This is a genomic window from Rosistilla oblonga (genome assembly GCF_007751715.1).
GTDB classification, from domain to species: Bacteria; Planctomycetota; Planctomycetia; order Pirellulales; family Pirellulaceae; genus Rosistilla; species Rosistilla oblonga.
In genome coordinates, this window is record NZ_CP036292.1 from 3,689,335 (window position 1) to 3,715,179 (window position 25,845).

General features: G+C 56.0%; 19 protein-coding genes. 12 read left to right on the forward strand and 7 right to left on the reverse strand.

The features are described 5' to 3' along the window. Window positions 1-278: 278 nt before the first annotated feature. The 8 genes from CA51_RS13070 to CA51_RS13110 all read left to right on the forward strand — a co-directional run bounded on the left by CA51_RS13070 (window position 279) and on the right by CA51_RS13110 (window position 8,511). On the forward strand, window positions 279-1,550 hold the full coding sequence (locus CA51_RS13070; RefSeq protein WP_145121254.1) for a hypothetical protein: 1,272 nt from the start codon (window positions 279-281) through the stop codon (window positions 1,548-1,550). Between the two features lie 168 nt (window positions 1,551-1,718). Continuing rightward, window positions 1,719-1,940, forward strand: coding sequence for an addiction module protein (locus tag CA51_RS13075; RefSeq protein WP_145121256.1), 222 nt, complete (start codon window positions 1,719-1,721; stop codon window positions 1,938-1,940). Next, window positions 1,940-2,236: a type II toxin-antitoxin system RelE/ParE family toxin gene (locus CA51_RS26515; RefSeq protein ID WP_145121258.1), complete on the forward strand. Its 297-nt coding sequence runs from the start codon at window positions 1,940-1,942 to the stop codon at window positions 2,234-2,236. The genes CA51_RS13075 and CA51_RS26515 overlap by 1 nt, the downstream gene beginning before the upstream one ends. Window positions 2,237-2,820: 584 nt before the next feature. Next, window positions 2,821-3,222 (forward strand): hypothetical protein, encoded by a 402-nt coding sequence (locus CA51_RS13085; RefSeq protein ID WP_145121260.1) that lies wholly within the window; start codon window positions 2,821-2,823, stop codon window positions 3,220-3,222. A 201-nt stretch (window positions 3,223-3,423) separates the two neighbouring features. Further along, on the forward strand, window positions 3,424-4,533 hold the full coding sequence (locus tag CA51_RS13090; protein WP_197451151.1) for a metallophosphoesterase: 1,110 nt from the start codon (window positions 3,424-3,426) through the stop codon (window positions 4,531-4,533). A gap of 1,321 nt (window positions 4,534-5,854) precedes the next feature. Next, the gene (locus CA51_RS13100; RefSeq protein WP_231745666.1) at window positions 5,855-6,370 is read left to right on the forward strand and encodes an ACT domain-containing protein; all 516 of its coding nucleotides are present in this window, start codon (window positions 5,855-5,857) and stop codon (window positions 6,368-6,370) included. Between the two features lie 511 nt (window positions 6,371-6,881). After that, a complete protein-coding gene (locus CA51_RS13105; RefSeq protein WP_145121264.1) occupies window positions 6,882-7,844 on the forward strand; it encodes a hypothetical protein in 963 nt (320 codons plus the stop codon). 25 nt (window positions 7,845-7,869) lie between these two features. Then, a complete protein-coding gene (locus CA51_RS13110; protein ID WP_145121266.1) occupies window positions 7,870-8,511 on the forward strand; it encodes a hypothetical protein in 642 nt (213 codons plus the stop codon). Window positions 8,512-9,429: 918 nt separating this feature from the next. Here the strand turns inward: CA51_RS13110 and CA51_RS13120 are convergent. Both CA51_RS13120 and CA51_RS13125 read right to left on the reverse strand, forming a co-directional pair. Beyond that, window positions 9,430-10,272, reverse strand: a complete 843-nt coding sequence (locus CA51_RS13120) for a GIY-YIG nuclease family protein (RefSeq protein ID WP_197451153.1) — start codon at window positions 10,270-10,272, stop codon at window positions 9,430-9,432. Between the two features lie 278 nt (window positions 10,273-10,550). Then, window positions 10,551-11,633: a TIGR00266 family protein gene (locus CA51_RS13125; protein WP_197451154.1), complete on the reverse strand. Its 1,083-nt coding sequence runs from the start codon at window positions 11,631-11,633 to the stop codon at window positions 10,551-10,553. A 173-nt stretch (window positions 11,634-11,806) separates the two neighbouring features. On the opposite strand from CA51_RS13125, the gene CA51_RS13130 reads away from it, so the two are divergent. Continuing rightward, the gene (locus CA51_RS13130; protein WP_231745667.1) at window positions 11,807-12,781 is read left to right on the forward strand and encodes a D-2-hydroxyacid dehydrogenase; all 975 of its coding nucleotides are present in this window, start codon (window positions 11,807-11,809) and stop codon (window positions 12,779-12,781) included. A gap of 407 nt (window positions 12,782-13,188) precedes the next feature. Continuing rightward, on the forward strand, window positions 13,189-14,118 hold the full coding sequence (locus tag CA51_RS13135; protein ID WP_145121272.1) for a CBS domain-containing protein: 930 nt from the start codon (window positions 13,189-13,191) through the stop codon (window positions 14,116-14,118). A 21-nt stretch (window positions 14,119-14,139) separates the two neighbouring features. Here CA51_RS13135 and ald read toward each other — a convergent pair whose 3' ends face one another. Next, window positions 14,140-15,246: an alanine dehydrogenase gene (gene ald / locus CA51_RS13140; protein ID WP_145121274.1), complete on the reverse strand. Its 1,107-nt coding sequence runs from the start codon at window positions 15,244-15,246 to the stop codon at window positions 14,140-14,142. Window positions 15,247-15,594: 348 nt separating this feature from the next. Between ald and CA51_RS13145 the strand changes: the two genes are divergently transcribed. Then, entirely contained in the window at window positions 15,595-16,383 is a 789-nt protein-coding gene (locus CA51_RS13145) for a PhzF family phenazine biosynthesis protein (RefSeq protein WP_145121276.1), read from the forward strand. A 154-nt stretch (window positions 16,384-16,537) separates the two neighbouring features. After that, window positions 16,538-17,962 (forward strand): IS4 family transposase, encoded by a 1,425-nt coding sequence (locus tag CA51_RS13150; protein ID WP_145121278.1) that lies wholly within the window; start codon window positions 16,538-16,540, stop codon window positions 17,960-17,962. 610 nt (window positions 17,963-18,572) lie between these two features. Here the strand turns inward: CA51_RS13150 and pepF are convergent. The 4 genes from pepF to CA51_RS13170 form a co-directional block, all read right to left on the reverse strand. Further along, on the reverse strand, window positions 18,573-20,360 hold the full coding sequence (gene pepF, locus CA51_RS13155) for an oligoendopeptidase F (protein WP_231745668.1): 1,788 nt from the start codon (window positions 20,358-20,360) through the stop codon (window positions 18,573-18,575). A gap of 228 nt (window positions 20,361-20,588) precedes the next feature. After that, complete coding sequence (locus CA51_RS13160; RefSeq protein WP_145121282.1) at window positions 20,589-23,090, reverse strand: DNA gyrase subunit B; 2,502 nt, start codon at window positions 23,088-23,090, stop codon at window positions 20,589-20,591. Window positions 23,091-23,704: 614 nt separating this feature from the next. Continuing rightward, entirely contained in the window at window positions 23,705-24,715 is a 1,011-nt protein-coding gene (gene fba / locus CA51_RS13165) for a class II fructose-bisphosphate aldolase (RefSeq protein ID WP_145121284.1), read from the reverse strand. Between the two features lie 115 nt (window positions 24,716-24,830). Continuing rightward, window positions 24,831-25,799: a UDP-glucuronic acid decarboxylase family protein gene (locus CA51_RS13170; RefSeq protein WP_145121286.1), complete on the reverse strand. Its 969-nt coding sequence runs from the start codon at window positions 25,797-25,799 to the stop codon at window positions 24,831-24,833. Window positions 25,800-25,845 lie beyond the last annotated feature (46 nt).

Genomic DNA, 25,845 nt, shown 5'->3' on the forward strand with positions numbered 1-25,845 from the left:
GCAATCGGCAATTCGCACTGTGGCAGGAATCGTTGCTGGTTTTGCCTCGGTCATTGTTGCCGTACGTGGCTTTGCCTCGCTGTGGATGTTGCAAGGACCGCAGATGCAGCCTGGAACACGCTACGCAACATACGACCCCGAACTCCATTTCTTTGGCCTGTCGTCGTCGCCTGATGCTGCACGCTGGATATCCTTCTCTGCCGCTCCTATACTTTTCGTTGTTGCCATCGTTTTGATACGGCCGTTCGCTCGCCGATCCGCACTACCGAAACGCCAGAATGGCGGATAACCATGCAGTTCACCGGAGATGCGGTGGTTACGTTTTTGAATTGGACAATCAATTACCGCAACCCGGTGATTGCTACCGTTATCCGACTGAAACGAATCTTATGACGATAGACATTCTCGTTGCTCCGAAGCATCGTTTCGACGAAATTTTACAAGACATCCACAACACAAGCGGCGAGGTTGTCTCGCAAGACGCTGGACTCTCGATTGACGACGTCGTGACAATCACTGCGGTCTATCGCAACGCCATTGATGATCGTGCGGCATGGTGGAAAATACGCCGCGAAGTGAATGCACGCTTTGCGACCCACCCGGATATCCAAACCAGGACACTGGCGGCGATACCCGGAAATGTGATCGGCGAAATCGCTGGCTTTTCGAGCGAGAACATTGGTGCGATTGCAGAAAGGTGGATTGCCGAAGATGGCGCAACCCCTGGGACTTCGCAAAACGCTATGGATTCGCTGGCGAGCTTGGTTGCCGCCTGCAATATCGCCACCACACAATCAACCGAGGTTTTGCTTCGCACCAACCAGCCACCAAATGCGTTTGAACGTGCGTTTAGCACGCTAGGCGGGAAGGAACTTGCAAACTACCAGAAAGCGTTTGGCAAATGGGATGACACGAAGAGACACGAAGCGCATCAAAAATACAACTACTACCAAAAGCAGGGGCTTGCAAACTGTCTGGCACTTGTTCTGCGTGATCTGACTCGTCCAAAAACGAAAAAGGTCAATCTAAAAACCGATCAGCGCACCATTCAACGGCATATCGCTAGACGCGTGAAAGCATACCGCAAGAATCCCTGCCCTATCCTCGGGAGCCCTGGGGATCCAGTGAAGCTCATAACGCTAACATTTGACATCGAATACGAAGGCTATGTCGATTTTGATTTTGACACTCGGCCAGATGCAATCTCGGACATTCGCTGGGAAGAACGAACAGAGGAATGTTTGGAAATCCCTCACTGGAACGAGGGTATGCAGCGATTCTGTTATGAAGCAATTCCTCTAAACGTCACCCTTCACGATGGATCGAAAACGAAGATTACGTCGGAGGCTGGCGAGGATGTCTACGAACGCTACATCGGTGACATGCTACGGGATTCGCTGATTGACGCTCGCGAATCCGGGCTATTTGATAACCTTCCACTTGCCCGTGAGTGCTTCATGCTCGTTGCTGGGACACACGCAAACTATGCTTGGCCGGATGAACGCGGATTCTGTGATGCGCACTCCGCGCACCGTCATGACGGCGGATAACCATCGCGTGCACCGGAGTACACGGGCCGGCGGTTTTGAAGTTGAAAATCTTTCGCGTGTACCCGGTGACGCGTGACGTCATCCGGCGCAAAGCACTCGACTCACTTGCTTTGGCACGCTCTCGACTTGGCGTGACACCCCGGGTAAAATGCGTGAGGAGGACGCAAGATGAACGTAGAGCAAGCAATTTCCGACCTATCCACACTTCCGATCGTTGATCGACTCCGGGTGGTTCACGCTATCTGGGACACGCTCCCCGATGACGTTGACTTATCCACCACGCCAGAGCAGCAAGCTGAACTGGATCGTCGACTGGCTGCCCACAGGGCGGATCCGACTACCGCAATTTCGCACGACGAACTAATGCGACGCGTTGAGAATCGTCGTTGATGTGGCACCTTTCGTATCGGCCCGAAGTCGATGACGACGTCGTCGACGCTGTTGCTTGGTATGACGACAAGCGAACCGGACAGGGTGACGAATTTCTTCTTGAATACTTGGCTGGTATCCGGCGAATTCGGGACAATCCAACTCTGTTTTCCATAGCAGCAAATGGGCTGCGTCCTTGTCGATTAAAGCGATTCTCGTACATCATACATTTTAATGTTGATGGTAACGATATCCTGATTGTTGCGCTGATGTGTGGTGGTCGCGACGACTCCGCATTGGCACATCGCAACGGATAACCATCGGTTGCAACGGAGCGGCGGTGGTTAGCTCCTTCGTCTGCTCGCGGTTCGTATGCTGGCTCCCGTTGAACCGTTCCGTTCTTCTTGCTTACTCGAAATGCTTGCTCTCCACGACAGAATCTATCGTGTCACACAGGTCCGCCAGCAGGGGTATTTGCCGTGCCACATAGTTCTACGGTACACGTCTCGGACTTTAGCTTCGCAACCACGGCCCCCTTGTAACGGGAATCGAATTGATGGCACTTCCTTGCGACATGGGCGCCGGTAGCGCTGACGAAAATGGTAGGCATCTGGAGCCGGCGGTATGACTATCTATTCCGGTTGCGACGATTGCGTTGTCGACGCTTCACGTGCCGATTAAGCCGCTTAAGAAACCTACAAGGCTGAAGATGAGGATCGCGGAATGTGGCGGGTTTGCGCTCTCTATCGACGCCGAGCGCCATATGCACGGACTCCTTTCCATCGTATAGCATGCGGCGGATAGCCATTCGGTGCAAAAGGAGCGGGACCTGCGGTAGAATTCAAAGTAGACTTATCTATCCTCCCCCCCCCCGAAGAGTCTGGCCGATAGCCGCGTCAAAATGCTGAAGCAATACCGCCTTTTGATCTTCCTCGGAATCGCTATTATCGCGATTGCGTTCTCGATCTTGGTCCCGCGCGTCAATCGTTACATCGTCGGTGAACACCACCGCGATGTGATTCGGGAGTTCGACCGCTGGGCTGAAGAGTACGCCGTCGTGACGGATTATTACTCTGCAACTCGTGCTACCAACATGATTGGTTACATTTCGACGTACTACACGCCTTGCGATGGCTATCGCTCGGATGATGAAACAGAGCAACGGCTACAAGTCGCACGGCAACGCTCTATGACACAAATTGCAGATGCACTTTCGGCGTACACTGGGAATGTGATGGCTGATCCGTTGGACTGGCCCGCCGAGATTCGCGACAACACACAGCATTCTGCAGAAGTAGATTAACGAAATGATGTTCGACAAGGGTCGACGAAGCGATCATTCAGCCCAAACCTTGCTGCAACAGCCGGTTGACTGCCTTAGTTATCTATTTGACTTTCGCCACGTGTATTGTGAATCACACGCACGTTTGTTTTTGGCGTGGCCCAACTTATGGCCGTTGCACTGCATTATTTGCGAAGACGCCCGCAAAGAGAAGGGAACATCTTGAAACGCTGGATTTTGCTGGGCTTGGTCCTACTACTGCTATCTTGTTACTCCTATGCTTCGTTATTGGGGCAAGACCGCGCGCTGGACGCTCCTCCTGGTCACGCCAGCAAATCGACGCCCCAAGCGAACGAAACCTCCGAGCGCGATTCTGATTCCTTTACCCTGATTGTGCTTCCCGACACGCAGGGCTACGCCGATGTCAGGCATAAGGAAACAGAGAAGCACTGGCCGGACATTGGCGATCAACGCTCCTGTTTCTTTCAACAGACAGAGTGGATCAAGCAGAACAAACAGAAGTTAAACATCGCGATAGCGGTGCATGTGGGAGACATTACTCAGACCGATCATGATGCAGAGTGGAAGATCGCGGATACCGCCTTCAAGGTGCTTGATGACCATGTTCCCTACGTCGTCTGTTCAGGAAATCACGACATGGGGTATTTGCCGCAAAACCGAGGCACCAGTAATTCGCGTGACAGCCGATTCAACGCCTATTTTGGTCCGGCGCGGTTCACAAACAATCCGTTGTATCGCCCACATTTCGGTGTCGATGCGAAGCAGCATTTCCGGAAAGAAGGCGAAATCGAGAACTATTACCTCTTTCTAAACGCCGGCGGAATGAAGTTTCTGCTTATCACGCTCGAATTCAAACCACGTGATGAGTCTCTTGCATGGGCGAACCGAGTTGTTTCGCAGCATCCCGATTGCCGCACCATCGTTGTCACCCACGCCTACCTGACCAGCAAACCAGGGCAACGTTCGAGTACTGACAAATACAAGGTGCAAGGTAATTCAGGCGAAGAGATCTGGAAAAACTTTGTCAGCCAACACAGGAATATCTTTATGGTGCTGTCGGGGCATGCCATGGAGAATCGACTGACCAGCAAGGGAAAGCATGGAAACCTAGTGCATCAGGTTCAGGCCGATTACTGGTACTGGGACATTCCCAAAATTAAGGCAGGGAGCGGATTCTTGCGGATCATGACTTTCTATCCAGGCAAGAACAAGATTGAAGTCCAGACCTATTCGCCCGTACTGGATGAGTTCCTCACTCGCCCGAAAAGCAGCTTCTCGTTGGATTACGTCATGGGCGAGTCCGCGAATTAGAATCGTTGTAATCCACTGGGCCCGTACCTGTATCATGAACCGCACGGCTCACCAGCCGCCCCGGTGACACCAGCCTGCGACAAGAACCTGCTTGTCTTAGTGATTAACATATCGCTTCTGAGCTCGTTTGTAGCGACCGCTTAAGAGCCTACCTAACATCCTCATTATCAGTTTCGGGACCTTGCAATGTACGCTCCCCCTCCGTGGGTGCTATTCTTGATGCCGTATTCTGTTTTGGGCCCCAAGGCGAGCGTTCTAATGGGAGCTCTACATCTGGCGGCCATCTCCGCTTCGCTCTATGGTATGGTTCGCATGCTTGGACGCCGAAATGCCGGCCCATTCTTGTACGTCCTCTGCTTGCCGGCCAGCTATTTCACGTCAACACTTGTTTGCAATTTGCATCTTCTGCTGTGGGGGCGGCTCTTTCGCTGAGCTGTGTTGATGGGTGCCATTGCTAGGTCACGGATCGCATCATGCGCAGATTCTGATTCTGGCGGGCAGTAAATCGGAAAATGGGCCAAGCACGCACCTGTAACGGATCCTTGATGGACATGCTTTCTGTATACTTGGCCGGCGGACTCACCAGTCGCAAAACGGCTAATCCTCACCGCAGGTTTCAAAAACATGATAATTGTACGCGGTTTCGCGATCACGCTCACTAGCGGTCTGTTCTTTGGGGGCGTTGGAGGCGGATTGGGGTACCTGCTCGGTAGCGTTGCTCCCGATTACTACCGAACTGTCTTTCGGTTGGATCCGGAGGTAGCGTTCAACGCATCGCAACTTGGGTTAGGCCTTGGCGTAACCCAAGGTACAGCTACGGGATTGATAGTCGGGTTGGTGATCGTCGTTTCGGTCGCTTGGTATAGATCTCAAACTGCGAGTTCGCTAGCTTCAGGTGGAGAGGAACGTACCGATTGAAAAAAGCAGCTGTCGGCAAGCCTTGGCCGTGGCTAAGTCGGGCGATTACTGCTCGGATACCACTTGTCGCCATTGGCGTTAATACGTCATAGCAGTCCAACGACAGATTGCAAAAGCGTCCGGAAGACATGACAGCGTGGCGCTCAAACGCGGTTCACTAAGCCCCTATCAAGTCCGCCGCTTTCGGATCCGTTTGCGTCAAGCGTTTCATTGGATCCCCATGATCTGCCCCTGATATACTTCTCTGCACTTCGACGTATCATTCAGGAAAGCATCTCCTCCTGTAGACACGATGTAACCGTTGCTTGCACTCTGCGGACCTTGGCGGCATGTTGTTCTACACTGACCAATGAATGCGGCGCAGCAATGGACATAGACTCGCCGCTTATCCGTCCCTTTTGACATGTATGATCGAGCGCCGGTAGCGGCTGATCGGAAATGCGATCCTACCGGAAACAGTATCATGAGCGGAATCACTGATTTACAAACTCTCCTTGCGGGCCTTAAGCCAATCCTGGTTCCTGGCGACTACGTATTCGTTACGCTCCCCAAGGCAAAATTCGGCGATGGAGCGGAACTCGAACCGATCGCCGCGTTTACAGAGACCGAAGGCATGACGCTGGTCATCCCCAAAGCACTCGCTGGCAAAAGCGGCCAGCAAAGCAGCGGCGAGTTTCGTATGATCACATTGCAGGTCCATTCCGCTCTTAATGCGGTGGGATTAACCGCAGCCGTCGCCGACGCGTTAACAAAACGAGGTATCAGCGCAAACATCATTGCCGCTTATTATCACGACCACGTGTTTGTTCCTTCTTCGAGAGCCGACGATGCACTCGATGCGTTAAACGCGTTGGCGAACGCATCCGCCGACCGGGCGTCACGTAGCGGAATTCAACAGGAAGAGCGTAAGTCCTATTAGCGGAGCGATTTTTTCAGCGATATTTCGATTCCTGCAGTTCCGTACCCGTAGCTGTTACAACCGCAAGAGTCGAATCGGTGACGATCTACGTGAGATTCGTTTCAGTAACACATCTTCCTCGTTGCCGAATCCAAATCCTCAGACGCGGCATAAGTACCGTTGGGCACCCTCGCCTGCTCGCCCCCGCCAAACAAACAAGGTTCAGTGCCGGTCGACTAACGGAGACAACATTGCTTCGCAGAGTGAGTCCGCTTCGTTAGTGGAACGCTCCCGATCAGGGCGATATACTTTAACGCTCGTCGTGCCGAAAAGCGATCGTTAACGACCGCTTGGCAACGAGACGCGTTCGATTGACAGCGGTTAACGCTCTCTGACGACGAAGCGCCGCCAGCGGAGAGCTTGCGTTATGGTAAGCCCAAGCGCGGACGCCCCCCTTAGCAGTAGCGATGTCCGAATACAAACCACAACTCACCCTCGATCTAACTTCGAATCACATTCTAAGGTGCACGACATGCCTTCGTTGCGACTGATTTTAACGGGTTTCGCAATCACATTGGTTGTGGGATGCACCGAAATGGTTACCGAAGGTGATGCGAAGGTCTTTCAGACTTCATCGGTTGGGGCGACCATCCGTACCGTTTTTGGACTTGTGTTGGTCGTATTGGCTGGCGTCGCTGTCGCGGGAAGCCTGCTGCCAGATCGGAAGCCTAAGAATCGCCAAGCAACGGCTAAGGAGAAGCTGACTTCTGGCCAACGCATGGGCTTGGCACTGTTCGGTTTCGCCATAGGAATGGTCGGACTTTTTCTGGCTGCGATATCGTTAATATTCCCCCACAAATTGCACGTGTCTGTTTATCCAGACCGCGTTGAGATGGCTTCTACTTTCTCGCAAACCGGTGGCAACGAAGTCGTGATACCGTTTTCGAATGTCGCTTCAGTCGAAATTCGTGATGAGATAAATACTGTCGGGAAGTCAAAGAAACATCTCGTGTTTTCAATGAAGGGTGGTGGAGAGATAAAGGCAGCGGCTGGGAATAACGAACTACAGTCGCTTCAAACAATTCAGGAGACTTTGGCAACCTACAAATCACAAGCTCCTGCCGTACCACGACGACGGCCAGCCCGGGGGCCCGTCGACGTTAAAGCCCGTCTGCAGCCAGCACCACAAACGCCCAAGACAGAAGAGACGGCCGATACGAAGCCTGCCGCTAGTTCGGCTCCGGCTTCTACCTACACTCTGAAGCGTTACCCGATCAAAATCCCAATACCGAGCGACCAATCGCCGGTTCTTCCAGACACCGTAGTAAACGTAGGAGAGAAGCTCAACGCATGCTATGCAGGAAGATGGCACAAGGTGACGGTCGTTGCGGTAAACAGCGACGGTACGATTACCTGCAACTGGGACTCTTGGCCGACCTACACCTATCACATGTTGCGCGAAGACCTGACGCTCGAAAAATCCAATGCCCAGTAGCCCCAGCGATTCGAACTACGATAACTTGCCACTCGACCAATGGCAGCAATGGCTTGAGGAGTGCCGATCTTTGTTCGGCGATGCTCCTCGCGTGTTCGATCGTAGAACCGAACGGTATTTGCTAGTCGATCCACCTTGGGTAACGAAACTACGCTTCGGCGACCCGCTCGCCAAACTGGTGCAAAACCGGACTCTGCGAACCTTGTTCCGCACCGGAGTCGTGATCTGGGGACACATTGTCCAGGCCAACAACGAGCTTTTTGAGCCCGCCCCGTCGAGTGAATCCTACACTTACGACCGCCCAGGCGAGCTCCTATTTTCACCACGCGTCACATCGGGAACGCCTGGCACACTGGACCGGATCGCGAGCGAACTTTTTGGATTAAAGACAGAGTCTTCTCTCGACGGTGAACTGCAAGCATGGGCTGAGTACCTGAACGCTGAAACAACGCGGGTGGTGGAACGACGCGTTCCCGTGCAGGTCGCCGGTTCGCAGGAGTTCTACGTATCGACGTCACTTTTCCGGCGATCGCACTTGCCTGAAGGAGTCCTGCGACAACCACTACTACCAATCGTCGTTGCCGCCCACACACCACTTTTCGCAATGCCGTTGCCACATCCCTACTGGCCAAAGTCCCTGTTAAACTGGTGGTCGACCGGCGAGTAGCTACACCGCGGACAGAGGCCGTAACAGTACGTTGAACACCGCACCTGCCGACAATCGACGTTGCCATGTATACATCGCAATGAACCATCACGCCTCAGTCATGCTCACCGGGCCGATCCCGTACAGGAGCTGCAGGACCGCTGAGACAGTGAGTTTTGAACGAGGCAGATACGCTCGGCAAGCGGCTGGGGAATATGCCGGAAAGTTCCTCTATTTGCCAGTAGACTCAATGATGCGTTTCGTTACACTCGCCACCCTACTTGCGATCTCCTGGGTCGCGATGACCTTCACTCACGAGGTGGGACACATCATCGGTGGTTGGCTTGGCGGTGCGACACTCATTCGATACGACATAGCACCGTGGAGCCTCCCTTTCTCGCTCCACAACCCTGACCCAATACCGGTACTTACGCTTTGGGCAGGGCCAATACTCGGAGTCGTGTTTCCCGTCGGGCTCGCAGCACTAATCCGCCGACCTGCAGCGTGGTTCGTGGCTGATTTTTGCATCCTCGCTAACGGCACGTACCTTGCCGCGGCCTGGATTTCCGGCGACCAATTTCTCGACACGCCCAGAATGCTCGATGCCGGCGTACCGCGTGTGGCGATCGCGTTATATTGCGTACTAACGATTGGAGGCGGCTACTTACGTTTTCGAGCAGATTGCGCGGCGATCCTGCAATCGCCATCGTCAAACGATCCAAAAACAAACTCGGCAGAGTAACAGTTGTCCCAACACTTCGAGCTACTCGGTTGATGATCGTTAGCCAATCGAAGCACGTCGCGATCAATTCCTGCCGGGGATACGATGGAATTGCCTAACGAGCGAACTCAGACAGCAGAACACCGAGTCGTCGCGTCCCAACAGACTAAATTCACCAATCTATCAGGCAAGATAAACAATCAGTTCCCGTCGCGGCGTCAGGGACGCACGTTCAGCCGCGGGTTGCGGCTGCGAATCAGTTCGCTTTCATACGCTCTTCGCACCGCAACTTGTCGGGCGGGGGAGTCCTTCGGAAATGCGTGCCATTCGATCGACAGTCCCTCACCGGATGTCTGCTCGATGTAGGCGGCTAAGCTGCGGCGGTCGGAATCGTTGAGATGCTGTGTCAACCGAACTCGCAGATTCACCGCTTCGCCGATGTAGATGTATCCGGTTTGGTCTCGGAATAGATAGATGCCCGGCAGTGTCGGTACAAGTTTCAGGTTCGATCGAACTTCGGGCAACGGTTTGACGACGACTTGTTTGTCCCAGTCGGCGACGCGCAGGACAAGCTCCGGTTTCAGCCGCCGTGACTTTCGTAATTGGAAAGCGGCTTTGCGGACGTCGTATAACGAAACGTCGGGATCGACGATTAGGGCTGCGGCATCAAACGCCTTCCGCAGCGTCGGATCAGCGATCATCGTATCGGTCGCGACGTCAAACTTCTCCATGATCGTTCGGGCCGCAATCTCGGCGATTGGCAGCACTCGGTCATCAGCCGGCTTGCCACGACGCGTCGCTTTGACCGTTAATTTGCCCGCTTTGCGTAGCTTCAACAACATCAGATTGCATGTCGCTTCATCGGCATCCGGTTGACGCGTGCGAACGGCAGCTAAAAATCGCTCGCGTCGGATGTCGTCCAAAAGCACTTCGTCGCTGCTCCAACCGTTGCTCGTCTTAGCAAACGCTTCGACGACGATCGTCGGGAGTGCGGTTGCCGTCTGAGCGGTAGCGATGCCGGGCAAACAGAACAGCAATAGCATCGCAGGCAGTTGTCGCACGGCGGCTTCTCCGGTCATGGGACTCGGCGGCAAACCAACCGGTCGGTGGCTCGCTGCCGAGGTACTACATGTTCGTCTTGGGACTACCTATATATCGCGTCTTCGACCACCAACAATCGGGAAGCATTCAAGGAAATCTTGGCGGCGATGCTTTGGGGGAAGGCCATTACAGAAGTAATCCGAAGGAAAGCCGAGGCGACTGGCCACTGTCCTAAATTTTTGCTTCCTAGTGAAATTGCCCTGCTATCAGTCCGCTTACATGCGGCCGCGTTAGCGACTCAGTTGTTGTCGCCCATGAACATGTCCCCTAGGCCGCCCAACAGAGAGCCTTCGCCCTTGTTGGTGCTGCCAACGCCGGGAGCACACGCGATCACGCGGCCCGCCAATCGCGAGAAGGGCAACGACTGCATCCAGACTGGCCCGGGACCGGTTAACGTCGCCAGGAACAGCCCCTCACCACCGAAGATCGTGTTCTTGATGCCGCCAACCATCTGGACGTCGTAGCGAACGCTGGGGCCAAGTCCCATCAGGCAACCGGTATCCATCCGCAATTGTTCGTTGGGCTTCAGGACGCGGTGGAGCATCGTGCCGCCGGCGTGAGCAATCGCGATCCCGTCGCCACGCAAGCGTTGCATGATGAAGCCCTCGCCGCCGAACAGCCCGACGCCAATCTTCTTCTGAAACGCGATGTCGACTTTGATCCCCTTGGCTCCGCACAGGAACGCATCCTTTTGCAAGATGATCTCACCTCCCAATTCATCCAAATGCAGCGGTAGCATCCGGCCGGGATAAGGCGAACCGAACGCGACCTTCGCACGGCCAGCCCCCTGGTGAGTGAAGGTCGTCATGAACAGCGACTCGCCCGTCAACGCCCGCTTCCCGGCGCTCATCGCTTTCGCCCAGAAACCGCCACCCGATTGTGACGGATCGCCAAAGACGGTTTGCATTTCGATCCCCTGATCCATATACATCATCGCGCCGGCTTCCGCGATCACCGTCTCCCCAGGGTCGAGTGTGATCTCGACGTACTGCGATTCGGTGCCAAAGATTTCGTAGTCGATCTCGTCGGCGTAGACCGGGCTGCTGGTTCCCGCATAAGAAGTCGACGTGTGCGCCCCGCCTGGCATCCCCGACGCGCTGCCACCTTGTTGCGATGGCAGCGGCGGAACCGAGAGCGATCCTGTCGCGGGGGGCTGCGTTTCAAACGGGACGTCGATGATCTCGGCGCTGATCAAATCTTCATCTTCGGGAATCGCAAACGACCCGCCGCAGGCTTTGCATCGGATGGTGCGGCCGGCGAGGTTCGCTGGTGCGGTGTATTGTTTGCCACATTGCGGGCAGCTAACGTTCAGGTTGCTCATTGGTGGGCTCCTTGCACTGAGGAAAACGGGGAAAGCGAAAGTCGCAACGCAGGATATCGTCACATTTTCGTCGCGATGGTATGATCTGTCCGCAGTTTACAACGCGCCAAGCGGTCGGACAGCCGGCCTGGCTCAGGTCATCTAAAAGCACTCGGAAAACAGGAACGTCTCTCGTGCGCATCGTATTGTGTTACCCCGTCGAACCGCATCATATCGCACAGATTCAAGCCGCTGCTCCCGATTTCGAAGTCGTCGACGCCGGGCAGGAACGGATCGATGAACTGCTGCCGACCGCCGACATCTTCATCGGACACGCGAAAGTCCCAGTCGATTGGGATCGCGTGCTGAAGGCGAATCGATTGCGTTGGATTCAGTCGTCGGCGGCGGGGCTGGATCATTGCTTGGTGCCGGGAGTGATCGATGCCGAGATCGTGGTCAGTAGCGCAAGCGGTTTGTTCGCGCCGCAAGTTGCCGAACAGACGATGACTCTGCTGTTGGATCTGATCCGCAGCCAAGGTCGTTTCAACCGAGCCAATTCGCGTCACGAGTTCATTCGTCTGCCGACCGACGATCTTCGTCAGAAAAAGGTCGGAATTGTCGGGCTCGGGGGAAATGGGCGGCGGATAGCCAAGGTCTTGAAGCCGTTTGATGTTTCAATCGTCGCGACCGATTACTTCTCGTTCGATCCGCCGCCGGAAGTCGATCGCTTGTTGCCAGCCGATGCGGTCGACGAGATGCTGGCCGAAGTCGACATCGCGATCTTGGCGCTGCCACTAAACGCGCAGACCCGCGGGATGTTCGACGCCGATCGATTCGCCAAGATGCGTCCGGGCAGCTACTTTATCAACGTCGCCCGCGGCCAAGTTGTCGTCGAATCCGCGCTGGTCGATGCCTTGGACAGTGGGCACCTGCGCGGTGCAGGAGTCGACGTGACGGAAGTCGAACCGCTGCCGGACGAGAGCCCACTGTGGGATCGCGAGAATGTGATCATCACACCACACGTCGGCGCTCAGAGCCGTTGGCGCGTCGACGACACTACCGTGATGGTTTGCGAGAACCTACGCCGCTTCCAAGCCGGCGAGTCGCTCTACAACACCGTCGACAAACAGCTCGGTTTCCCCAGCCCCGAAGTCGTCTGGCACGGATAAACAGCACCACGATCGTTTAACCGCGGCGGCAACGCCCCGCGCGTCCATCGCCGTTCCAACGCCGTTCCAACGCCGTTCCAACGCCGTTCCAACGCCGTTCCAACGCGCGGCCCGCTGGGCACGCGGTTAAACGAAGCGGCGTACCGGCGCAATCGTTTAGCCGCGGCGGCAACGCCCCGCGTGCTGGAGTCGAGGCTTCAGCCGACTGCGGCAAAGATTCGTTCGAGTGCCCGGTACAACAAGGATCGATCGGCTGAAGCCTCGACTCCAGCGTTTGGTGCGACCCTCTTGCGATTTATATCACAAGCAAACCTCGTCAAACACGCTCTTTTTTGTTTGACCAGCCCTCTGCGACTTCGCTACGTTCGTGGTTGGGGTTTCTTTTCTTCGCAGAGGAGTTTGACGCTATGTTTCTCGTGCCCAAAACGACTAGTGCCGCAGATGTGATGCAAACTCGGCTGACCACCGTTGGCCCCGCGGTTCACTTTTCCGATGCCGTCGCGATGTTGGTTCGCCGTGCTGTGTCGGGACTTCCCATCGTTGAAGCCGACGGAACCTATTTAGGCATGTTCTCGGAGAAGTGTTGTCTGCGAATCGTTCAAGACTGTCCTGCGCTGCGCGATACAGAGGGAACGCCGCCGTTGCTCGCCAGCGATGCGATGGCGACTCGTTTGCTGTTGCTACACGAAGAGGATGACGTCTTCGATGGCATCGAACAATTGTTATCGCACCGCGTCTCGGGAGCTCCCGTATTGAACCGCAACGAACAGTTTGTCGGAATCTTCTCGGAAAAGACGAGCGTTAGCGTGCTGATTCAGTCGGTCTTCGAAAACTTGCCTTCGACGCAGATCGGTCCGTTTGTCAATCGCGACCGCGGTCGGATCGTTGAGGAAACGACACCGTTGTCAAAGATCGTCGAGACCTTTGTGAAGACCGATTTCCGACGTCTGCCGGTGCTGCGTGGAGGGCATGTCGTCGGTCAAGTGTCGCGCCGCGATGTGATCAAACATCCCAAGATCAATCGTTGGATCGGTCACTTGTCGGACCATCCCCATCCCAATCGGGCACGCGATGTCGATTACAACGTTCTCGCGTTCGCTGACACGACAGCCAATACGATCGGCCCGGACCTGGACTTGTTGTCGATCTTGGGGCTGTTTCTGAGCACGCCCTACCGGCGGTTGCCGGTCTTGGAGAATGGACGCCTGGTCGGCCAGATCAGCCGTCGCGACGTGCTGCAGAAAGTGATTGATGAAACGAAGCAGGTACCCGCCGAACCGCATGGCACTTCGCTTTACCTGAGCGCACTGGGAGGGGAGTTTCCCAGTTTTGGATAGCCGCGAACCTGGCCGTTTCGATCAGCCGTGAAGATTGGTATAGGCCAGATCAAACGTGTCAGCGACCGCAAGGTTCGTGACCGCCCCGCCCAGGATGTTTGCGGCATAGCGGATCGGTTCGATCTCGCGAACCGCCGCCTCGGTCCCCTTGTCAGCCAACGCGAGAACCCATGGCAGCGTTGCGTTGCACAACGCGAAGGTGCTCGTTCGCCCGACGGCTCCCGGCATGTTGGAGACGCAGTAGTGGACGACTTCGTCGACGATAAACGTCGGTTCTTTATGTGTCGTTGGTCGACTGGTTTCCACACAGCCGCCCTGATCGACAGCGACGTCGATGATCACGCTGCCCGGTTTCATAATCCGTAGGTCTTCGGCGTGAACCAAGTGAGGCGCTTTCGCGCCGGGAATCAATACCGCTCCGATCACCAGGTCGGCTCTTTTCAGCTGCTCATGAATCGTATGCCGATCGCTGAACAACACGTTCACATTGGCTGGCATCACGTCGTCGAGATATCGCAAGCGATCCAAGTTGACATCCAAGATCGCCACGTCGGCTTGGAAACCAGCCGCGATCCGGGCCGCATTAGCTCCAACGATTCCGCCGCCCAAAACGGTGATGTGCGCCGGAGCAACTCCGGGAACGCCCCCCAACAAAATGCCTCGCCCCATCTGTGGCTTCTCCAAATACTTCGCGCCTTCCTGAACGCTCATTCGCCCCGCCACCTCGCTCATCGGTGTCAGCAGGGAGAGTCGGCCGTTCTGGTCGCGGAGCGTTTCGTACGCGAGGCAGTTCGCACCGGCGTTGAGCATCGCGTCGGTCAACGCTCGGCTGGCCGCAAAGTGGAAATACGTGAACAGAGTTTGCCCTTCGCGAATCAGAGGCCACTCCGGTTCCAGCGGCTCTTTGACTTTGATGATCAGGTCAGCCCGATCGAAGACATCTTTGGCCGTAGCGACAAGTTCCGCTCCCGCCTTCAGGTAGTCGTGGTCGAACAGCCCCGAGCCCAAGCCGGCGCCAGCCTGCACGACCACGGTGTGTCCGCGGCGAGTGAGTTCTTCGACGCCGACCGGCAGCATCGAGACGCGATATTCATCCGACTTGGTTTCCGCAGGCACTCCAACAATCATTTGTCATTCCTTCGTCAATGGTTCGCTGGACGTTGGCGAGGCCGTGTTATCGTTGCCCGGTCACGACAACCAACGTCCGCTTCGATTTTGCAAGTCGCCGCAGACTTACATCGTTATCATCTTATCTCTTGGGCAATCGATCGACACGTCTGGGCGACAACATCGTCCGTGCAAATTCGACGGTCCGCGAACCTCGCCCCTCGCCGATCGGTCTACACCGGCAACAAGACGGTGGGGGATTGCCATCGCTGGCGAATCGTTCGATCTCGCCAACGATCGCCAGCCTCCGCGTCGATGAGGTTCGCATTCGCTTTACAAACAGGCAACTCAAATTTAGGAACCACTGGCATGTCGATTCGGATAATTCAAATCGATGCGTTTACCGATCGGCCTTTTGCCGGAAACCCTGCTGCCGTCTGCTTGTTGGAACAGCCGCGGGAGGTGGATTGGATGCAGGCCGTTGCGGCGGAGATGAATCTGTCGGAAACTGCGTTTGTCAGACCGATCGACGTCGGTTACGAACTGCGTTGGTTCACTCCCCAGGTCGAAGTCGATTTGTGTGGCCACGCCACGTTAGCCGCCGCACACGCACTCTGGACCGAAGCGGGAATCTCGCCAAACGAAACGCTTCGTTTTCAAACGCGCAGCGGACAGCTGACGGCAAAGCGTCGCGGCGCGTTGATCCAGCTCGATTTCCCAGCGACCCCGGCGAAGCCATGTGATCCGCCCGCCGGTTTAATCGAAGCGTTACCTGTCGATCCGATATTCGTCGGCGAGACGAAATTCGACACCTTGGTTGTGATCGAATCCGAAGCGCAGCTGCGTTCGCTGCAACCCGATTTCGCGCGTTTGGCAAAAATCCCCACGCGAGGTGTCATCGTGACCTGCGGTAGCGAATCGCCGGAGTTCGATTTCCTCTCGCGTTTCTTTGGTCCCGCAGCCGGCATCGACGAAGATCCCGTCACCGGATCGGCCCACTGTTGTCTCGCGCCCTATTGGGGACAGCAGCTTGGGAAGACAGAGATGACCGGCTACCAAGCCTCGTCGCGCGGCGGCATCGTAAAAACGCAGATCGCTGGCGATCGGATCCTGTTGTCCGGCGCAGCGGTAACCGTTTTGCGAGGCGAGTTGGTCTGATGAGTCGTAGCACCGGGATACCGTTCAACGAAGCGTAGTGGACGAGGTTACGAGCTGTTGATTACCCACAAGTCGCCGCAAAAACAGCTCGTTTTGGCACGGTATTTGCGCTTGTAGTATTTCATTTTGCACAATGAAATCTTAAGGTGAAAGCATGCAACCGACCAGTATCGCATACGAATTTCAAGATATTCAACTTGGAGACAAACGTCTCAACGATCGAGCCGAAGCGTTGCTCGCCTCGCTGGCGGCCAACCCTTCGGCCAGTATCAACGAAGCTTGCAGTGGCTGGGACGAAACCAAAGCCGCTTACCGTCTATTCGATAACCCCAACGTCGATCCCGAAGCCATTCTCGGGGCTCACGCTGAAAAGACACTCCAACGAATCAAAGCCCAAGACACCGTTTGCATCGCACAAGATACCACCGAACTGGACTACACCGCGCATCCGCCCGAAGGCGTCCGCAATCTCGATCGCTTAGGCCGCCGTGGACTTTACGATCATTCCCACATCGCCTTCACGCCGGAGAAACTTTGTCTCGGGGTGGTCGGTGTTAAGTTCTACGATCGCGACAAAGAAGCGCTCGGCACCAGCAAGAAGCGAGAAGGCCAACCCCTACACACCGGCGAAGGGCAACGATGGCTCGATGGTTATCGCAAGGCCTGCGAGATCGCCGGAAAATGTCCTGAAACTCAGATCGTTTCGCTGGCCGATCGCGAAGGAGACATCTACGACATTTTCGTCGAAGCCGATCAGCATGAAACACCGGCTCAGTTCGTCATTCGCTCGCAGCGAAAACGCTCGTTGCCGGAGAAAGACCCCGATGGCGGGCCTGCGGCTTATAAGAAAATGCGTGCCGAAATCGCATCCGCCCAGCCGGTCGCTTACCGCGAAGTCCAGCTTCCCCAAACGCCCGAGCGAACCAAAGGATCAGGAAACAAACAACACCCCGGCCGTGAAGCACGCACTGCGAAGTTAGAAATTCGAGCGAAGCGGATGACTCTTCGTGCGCCACACAACAAGCAGTCTTCGATGCCGCCGGTCGAGATCAGTGTCGTTTGGGTGAGCGAGATCGATGGCCCAGGCGACGGAACCGAAGTCGACTGGCTGTTACTGAGTTCTCTGCCGGTCGACACGATTGCCCAGACGCTGCGGATTGTGGATTTGTATGTGGCTCGTTGGCCAATCGAAGTATTCTTTCGAGTTTTCAAAACTGGCTGCCGGGTCGAAGAGATTCAACTCGAAGCGAGAGACCGACTGATCCGCGCGTTGATGTTTTACAAAGTGATCGCATGGCGGATCATGTTTGTGACCTTCTTAGGCCGCGAGTGTCCAGAGCTTCCCTGTGATGTCGTCTTCAGCGAAGCGGAATGGAAGTCGGTCTGGAAAGTGGTGGAAAAGACGGCTCCCCCAAAGCAAGCTCCTGAGCTGTCACAATTCATCCCGGTCCTTGCGACCCTTGGCGGCTACAATCACCGCGAAGGCGACGGTCCGCCGGGAGCCGAAGTGATCTGGCGAGGCACGCGGCGAATGCTCGACTTCGCCCTCTGCTGGCAAGCCTTCGGACCAGACCAATGACTTGTGGGTAATCGACAGGAGGTTACGAGTCCTTTTTGCATCCGACCAAATCGCTGGGACTCGTAATCTCGTCCACTACATCCCGCCGCTAATTCTTTCGACGGTCCGAGGCTCCGTTCGTTGAACGGTATTGCAGAGGACTGACGCGCGGCCCGATGGGCACGCGGTTAAACGAAGGTGGTAGGCAGCAGCGTCGTTTAACCGCGGTGGCAACGCCCCGCGCGTTATTGCGGAGGACCGACGCGCGGCCCGATGGGCACGCGGTTAAACGAAGGGGGAAGGTGGCAGCGTCGTTTAACCACGGCGGCGACGCCCCGCGAGTTATTGCGGAGGACTGACGCGCGGCCCGATGGGCACGCGGTTAAACGAAGGGGGAAGGCGGCAGCGTCGTTTAACCGCGGCGGCGACGCCCCGCGAGTTATTGCGGAGGACTGACTCGCGGCCCGATGGGCACGCGGTTAAACAAAGGGGGAAGGCAGCAGCGTCGTTTAACCGCGTTGGCAACGCCCCGCGAGCTATTGCAGAGGACCGACGCGCGGCCCGATGGGCACGCGGTTAAACGAGAAGCTTGGTCGGCTGAAGCCTTGACTCCAGCGTGGGCGCCGGTTGCTTAGAGCAGTTCGTCGAGTTGGTCGACTAGCGAATTGAACCGCTGCAGCGCGGTGGCGACTGGAGTCGGCTGGGTCATGTCGACGCCGGCGGACTTCAGCAGATCCAGTGGATCTTGGCTGCAGCCTCCCTTGAGGAAGCTCAAGTAGTCATTCAGCTCACTCGATCCGCCCTTCAGCACACGCTGAGACAACGCGATCGCGGCGCTTAATCCGGTCGCGTATTTGTAGACGTAGAATGCACGGTAGAAGTGAGGAATCCGGAAGCACTCGAGTTCCAGTTGTTCATCGATCGCAAAGTCGGGACCAAAATAGTCGTTCAACAGCCCGCGATAGACCTCCTTAAACGTTTGCACCGTCAACGGTTCGCCTGCTTCGGCCATCTCGTGGGTCTTCTTTTCGAACTCGGCAAACATCGTCTGCCGCACGATCGTGGCGCGGATGCTGTCGATCTCTTGGTTGATCAAATATGCACGCTCCTGATCGCTGTCGGCGACCGACAAAAGGTGTTCGGTCAACAATTGTTCGTTGAACGTGCTGGCAACTTCGGCGACGAAAATCGTGTAGTTGTAATATTCGTACGGCTGATACTTCGACGAATACCAGCTGTGCATCGAGTGCCCAGCTTCATGAGTCAGCGTGAAGACGTCGTTCAGGACCTCTTCTTTGTAGTTCATCATGATGTAGGGATCGCCATCGTAGCTGCCGCAGCTGAACGCACCGCTCTGCTTGCCGCGGTTCGGATAACGATCGCTCCATCGCCCTCGCAGTCCCTTGCCCAAGGTCGTGCAATATTCTTCGCCCAACGGCTTCAACGACTCGAGCACCACCTCAACGGCTTGGTCCCAGGTGTGATGCTTCTTGATCGAATCGAGAACCGGAACATAGGTGTCGTATTGGTGGATGTCGTCGAGCCCCATCTTGCGACGGCGGACGTCGAAGTAGCGATGGACGCTTGGGAGCGATTCGCGAACGGCGGTGATCAGATTGTCGTAGACCGTTTGCGGGACGTTGTCGGGGAAGAGCGAACTGGACAGAGCGCTTTCGTAATTCCGAGCCCGAGCGTAATAGACGTCGCGGTGGATGCTGCCGACCAGCGTCGCGGCGAGAGCGTGCTTGTGTCCTTCGAACTGCTCGTAATATTGTTCAAAAGCTTGCTTGCGAACGGCCCGGTCCGGACTGACCATCAATTGCCCGAACGTGGCGTTGGAGAGTTCTAGCTCGCGGCCGGTATGATCCTTGATCGTGCCAAACTTCAGATCGGCGTCGTGCAATTGGCGGAAAGCGTTCCCCGCGGCGCCGGCCATTTCACCTTGCATCGCCAACAATCGCTCTTCGCCATCGGACAACGTGTGCGGCTTGTAACGGAGCGTTTGTTCCAGTTGGCGGCGGAACGGCGCAAGTTCCTCTGACGCGATGAACTCTTGAATTCGATCGTCGGGAATCGCCAGCAACTCAGGCCGCATCCAACTGGAGGCTTGGCTCGCTCGCACTGCCAAGTTCTGGAAGCGAGCCTGCATCGCTTGGTACTGGCCGTTGGTTTGGTCTTCGGTCGTCTTCAGGAAAGCGTAGGTGCCCAGGCGTTCGGCCAGACGATCCATCTCGCTATCGAAGCGAAGCACTTCCGCCAAAACCGCAGCGGACTCTCCTAACCGTCCGCGATGGGATTCGTATTCGGGCATCCGGTCGTCGAACCGTTTGAAATCGGCTTCCCAGCTCGCATCATCGGCGTATAACCGCTGCAAATCCCAGGTGTCTTCGGTTGCAACTTGGTCACGATTGGGAAGCATCTCAACGCTCATCAGTTTGAAAATCCGTTATACGTGGTGAAATCGAGTGAACTTGCGATCGTCATTCTACGAAAACGCTCGGCTCGCGAAACGGCAAGCGGCGTTTGGAGTGAGAAGCGATCCGAGCGGACCGCTAAAAATCGGCAGATGAACCTAAAATTGAAAACGCCTGCGCCGACAGAGATCGACGCAGGCATGGTTGGTTCCCACCGCAGACGCGGCGAAGAGCTAGACGTCCAAATTGCGGACGTCGAGGGCGTGCTTTTCGATGAATTCGCGACGCGGTTCAACCTTGTCGCCCATCAGTAGGCGGAACATTTCGTCAGCCGCTCCCGCATCGGAAAGGTTGACCTTAATCAGAGTTCGGTTTGCCGGATCGAGCGTCGTTTCGCGAAGCTCTTCGGCGTTCATTTCGCCCAGACCTTTAAAGCGAGTCAGCGTCAGGCCCTTCTCACCCGCGGCCCGAACTTCAGCCAACAGCGTGCGGAGGTCTTCCAAGCCACGAACGTTCTCTTCGCGGATCAGTTTAAATCGCGGCTCGGTTGCTCCGGTTCGTTCCTGAGGGATCAGGTCTTCAATACCGAAGTTCAACGGAGCGATCTCTTTGAGCGCGGAGTTGATCGTGCGGACTTCGTGTAATTCGACCAAATGGCCCAACGTCGGCTTCTTGGCAGCATCCGCTTCGGCACCTTCAGCTGGCACCTCATCGGATTCCTCCGGCTGTTCCAAGGTAACGTTCCGCTGCTCCATAAACGCACTCAGTTCAGCTTGATCCTGGAACCAATGTTCCTCTGGACCAACAAACAGGTGCAACGGTGGCAAACGGCCGCTGTTCGGATCGAGTCGCAAGCTGTGAGCTCGCAAGCTGATACCGCGTCGCTCCAACGCCACGATCGCTTCTTCGCATTCGGCCAGCGTTTCGCAAAGCGTCCGCATCTCGGCCCCTTCGACGCGACGCCCATCTTCGGTTTCCAGAACTCCGTCGGCGAGACCGCGTTCCAACAACTGACGCTTCATCTCTTCATCGGTCTGCACGTATTCGCGGTGCTTCCCTTTGACGACGCGGAACAGTGGCGGCTGAGCCAAATAGACGTGTCCGCTGGCAACCAACTGGTACATTTGGCGATAGAAGAAACACAACAACAGGGTGCGGATGTGCGAACCATCCACGTCGGCATCGGTCATGATGACGATCTTGTTGTAGCGACGTTTTGTTAGATCCTGATCGGCGCCGATTCCGGTGCCAAAGGCCTGGATCATGCTCTGAACTTCCTCGTTCGCCAACACCTTGTCTTCGCGACTTTTGTAGGCGTTGATGATCTTACCGCGAAGCGGCAGGATCGCTTGGAAGTCACGCATCCGTCCACCCTCGGCCGATCCACCGGCCGAATCACCTTCCACCAGGTAGATCTCGCACTCTTCCATGTTCTTGCTGATGCAATCGCGGAGCTTGCCTGGCAAGCCACCGCCGCCGAGGGCATCCTTTCGCTTTCGCAGCAGGTCCTTGGCTTTACGAGCTGCTTCGCGAGCTTCGGCGGCCAACAGTCCCTTGCGGACGATCGTCTTGGCGACCTTCGGATTCTCCTCGAGGTACTTGGTGAGATTCTCACCGATACCGTTGGTGATGATCCCTTCGACTTCGCTGTTTCCGAGCTTCGTTTTCGTCTGGCCTTCAAACTGCGGATGCAAGACTCGCGCACTGATCACGGCGGTCAAACCTTCGCGGAAATCGTCGCCTGTGGGCGTGATGTTTTTGAACAGCCCTTCCTTCTTGCCGTAGTTGTTCAGCGTACGAGTCAACGCGCTGCGGAAGCCCGAGACGTGCGTACCGCCTTCGATCGTGTGAATGTTGTTCACATAAGACTGCACGTTTTCGGTGAACTCAGTCGAATACTGCAACGCGATTTCGTATTCGACATCGTCGCGATGACCGGTGAACGAAACGACTTCCGGGTGCAGCACGTCGCTGGCGCGGTTGAGGTGTTCGACGAATTCGACGATACCGCGTTCGTAGCAGAAGTCGGACTCTTCGCCGTTGCGTTCGTCGAAGAACTTGATCCGGACGCCGCTGTTCAAAAACGCCAGCTCTTGCAGACGCTTGTTCAGCGTGTCGAAGTTGAACTTGGTGGTTTGGAAGATGTGCGAATCGGGCTTGAACGTCGTCTTGGTGCCGTTCTTCTTGGTTTCGTGTCCCTTCTGAATCGGACCTTGCGGCACACCTCGTTCGTAGTTCTGGGTCCACGTCATTCCATCGCGATGGACTTCCACTTCGCACCATTGCGACAGAAAGTTCACGACGGTTACGCCGACGCCGTGCAGACCGCCGGAGGTTTGGTACGCCCCTTCTTTAAACTTGCCACCGAACTTAAGGACCGTCATCACTCCTTCGAGCGTACTGACCTCGCGATCGAGTTCTTCGGACAACTGGTCGTGGCGATCGACGGGAATTCCGCGGCCGTCATCTTCGACAGTGACCGAACCGTCGGTGTGAACGGTCACCAAAACCAGCTTGGCAAACCCGGCCATCACCTCATCGATCGAGTTATCGACGACTTCGTAGACCAAGTGGTGTAGGCCGCGCCCCGTGGTGTCGCCAATGTACATACTGGGCCGTTCGCGAACGTGCTCCAGATCCGACAGGTGGGTCAGATCGGCAGCGTTGTAGTCCGCATTGGCTTCGCGTCGAACGGGTTCTGGGGTGGCGTCGGATTCCGGGGCGGCGTCGCTCATTGAATACCTGCGTTGGGACCGAAAAGAGAACGGTAATAAGGCCAAGATTGTATCAGAATCGCTTCCGGATGACGATGCCACTAACCCCCGGCTGAACCATTCCGGGGCCGATACGATCGAATTGGGGCGTCAGATGGCGTTCAGTCGCGAGCTTCGTCCGAAATCTCGCCGAATGAGGCGACATTACGTCGCAAAGCAGTGCCGGGGACTCGCCGTCTGTCCGCCAGCAGACGTTGCTCAAGGAAGATGCCGAGGAGCACAAGCGATCGACGCGGCACAAGCCGTCCAGCCGTTAAAGGCTGTGACCGGAGCAGGCCGATTTCTGCATCGGCGAGGCGAAAAAATGAATTCGCACGTCCCATCGGCGGCGTGGGAGATAGGTTTCCAGTATTCAGCGGGTGACCGTGATTCGGTCGTCCGTATTCGGCTTTCTCACCCCCGTGCGGGCGGGGCTGAGCCTTAGTGCTCAGCCTCGCCCTCTTTTATTCTTTCGGCGGGTGCTCTGAATATCGGTTCCTTCGTTTCGGTGATCTGCCAAGGTGGCTCACCGAAACGGCGGGAACACGATCCTTGCCGGGCGATATCGCCCGAGACCGCTGCGTTGCCGCAGTTGCTTACAAGGTCTTGCCGAGCTTCGATCCGTTGCCAGCTTGTCCAAAGGCAACCATGCGATCGACACAAACCTGCTTCATCGCTTCACGCGATGGCTTCAGATAAGCACGAGGATCAAACGCCGATGGATCTTCTTGCAATACCTTGCGGATCGCACCGGTGATCGCCATGCGGTTGTCGGTATCGACGTTGATCTTGCGAACACCGCTCTTGATACCGCGTTGGATCTCTTCGACTGGGACGCCGTAAGTCTGCTTCATCTTGCCGCCAAAGGCGTTGATGATGTCTTGCAGTTCTTGCGGAACGCTGCTGCTGCCGTGCATCACCAAGTGGGTGTTTGGCAGGCGACGGTGGATCTCTTCGATGCGGCTCATCGCCAACACTTCGCCATCGGGCTTGCGAGAGAACTTGTATGCACCGTGGCTGGTTCCGATCGCAACAGCCAACGCATCGACGTTGGTTTCAGCGACGAAGCGTTCGGCTTCTTCGGGGTCGGTCAACAATTGATCGTGAGTCAATTCGCCGACAGCACCGTGGCCGTCTTCTTGTTCGCCTTCGCCGCTCTCGAGCGATCCCAGGCATCCGAGTTCGCCTTCGACCGAAACGCCCTTGGCGTGAGCCTGTTTGACGACTTCGGCGGTCACCTTAACGTTGTAGTCATAAGAGGCGGGAGTCTTGCCGTCCTCTTCCAACGAACCGTCCATCATCACGCTGGTGAAGCCGTTTTCGATCGCGCTCATGCACGTCTCAACGCTGTTGCCGTGATCTTGGTGCATCACGATTGGCAGGTGTGGATAGAGTTCGGTTGCTGCCAACATCAGGTGACGCAGGTAAGCGTCTTGCGAGTAGGCACGGGCACCGCGGGAAGCTTGAACGATTACCGGCGAATCGGTTTCGTTGGCGGCTTCCATGATCGATTGGATCTGTTCCATGTTGTTCACATTGAACGCTGCCACGCCGTAATTGTTTTCGGCAGCATGATCCAAGACGACGCGAAGAGGTACGAGAGGCATCGGGAAATCCTCGGTTTCAGATTGGTTTAATAAGGAAGACGAGTCAACCTGCTCGTTTCATCCACCGCATTATCCCGCTCGGCCGCTGAGACGCAAGGGTGCCCCGCCCATGCGATTAGACGTAGTTTGGCGTCGGTGGACGATAGTCGTTCAGGTCGATCGATTGGAACCATTCGATCGTCTTCGCCAAGCCGTCGCGAAGCGGCGTCGTAGGGGTCCAGCCGAGGTGTTTTGTCGCCAAGGTAATATCCGGTTTACGGCGAGTCGGATCGTCGGCGGGCAACGGTTGTTGGATCAGCTGCGATTTCGATCCGGTCAATTCGATCACCAGTTCCGCCAATTCGCGGATCGTAAATTCGCCCTGGTTGCCAATATTCACCGGACCGACAAAGCCGTCGGTGTTGTTCATCATCCGGATGATCGCGTCGACAAGATCGTCGCGGAAACAGAACGAACGGGTCTGTTGCCCGTCACCGAAGATGGTGATGTCTTCGTTCAGCAACGCCTGACGGATAAAGTTCGAGACCACGCGCCCATCGTAAGGATGCATACGCGGCCCGTACGTGTTGAAGATCCGCACGATCCGAACGTCGACCTTGTTCATCCGGTGGTAATCCATGAACAACGTCTCGGCGGCGCGTTTGCCTTCGTCGTAACAGGCTCGCGGTCCGATCGGATTGACGTTACCGCGATAAGCTTCGGTCTGCGGATGCTCTTCCGGATCGCCATAAACCTCGCTCGTGCTCGCTTGCAAAATTCTGGCACCACAACGCTTGGCCAAACCCAGCATGTTGATCGCTCCCATGACGGAAGTCTTCATCGTTTTGATCGGGTTGTATTGGTAGTGCCCCGGCGCGGCGGGACAGCCCATGTTGTAGACCTGATCGACTTCCAAAAAAATCGGCAGCGTGATGTCGTGACGGATCAGTTCGAAGTTCGGTTTGCCGAGCAGATGCGCGACGTTGGTCTTTTGGCTGGTGAAAAAATTGTCCAAGCAGATCACGTCGTGCCCCTCGGCAACCAAACGTTCACACATGAACGAACCAAGGAATCCGGCACCGCCGGTGACGAGAATACGTTGCATCTTGCTGCTCTACTGCTGGAGACAATTTGAGTTCGGCCAACCAACG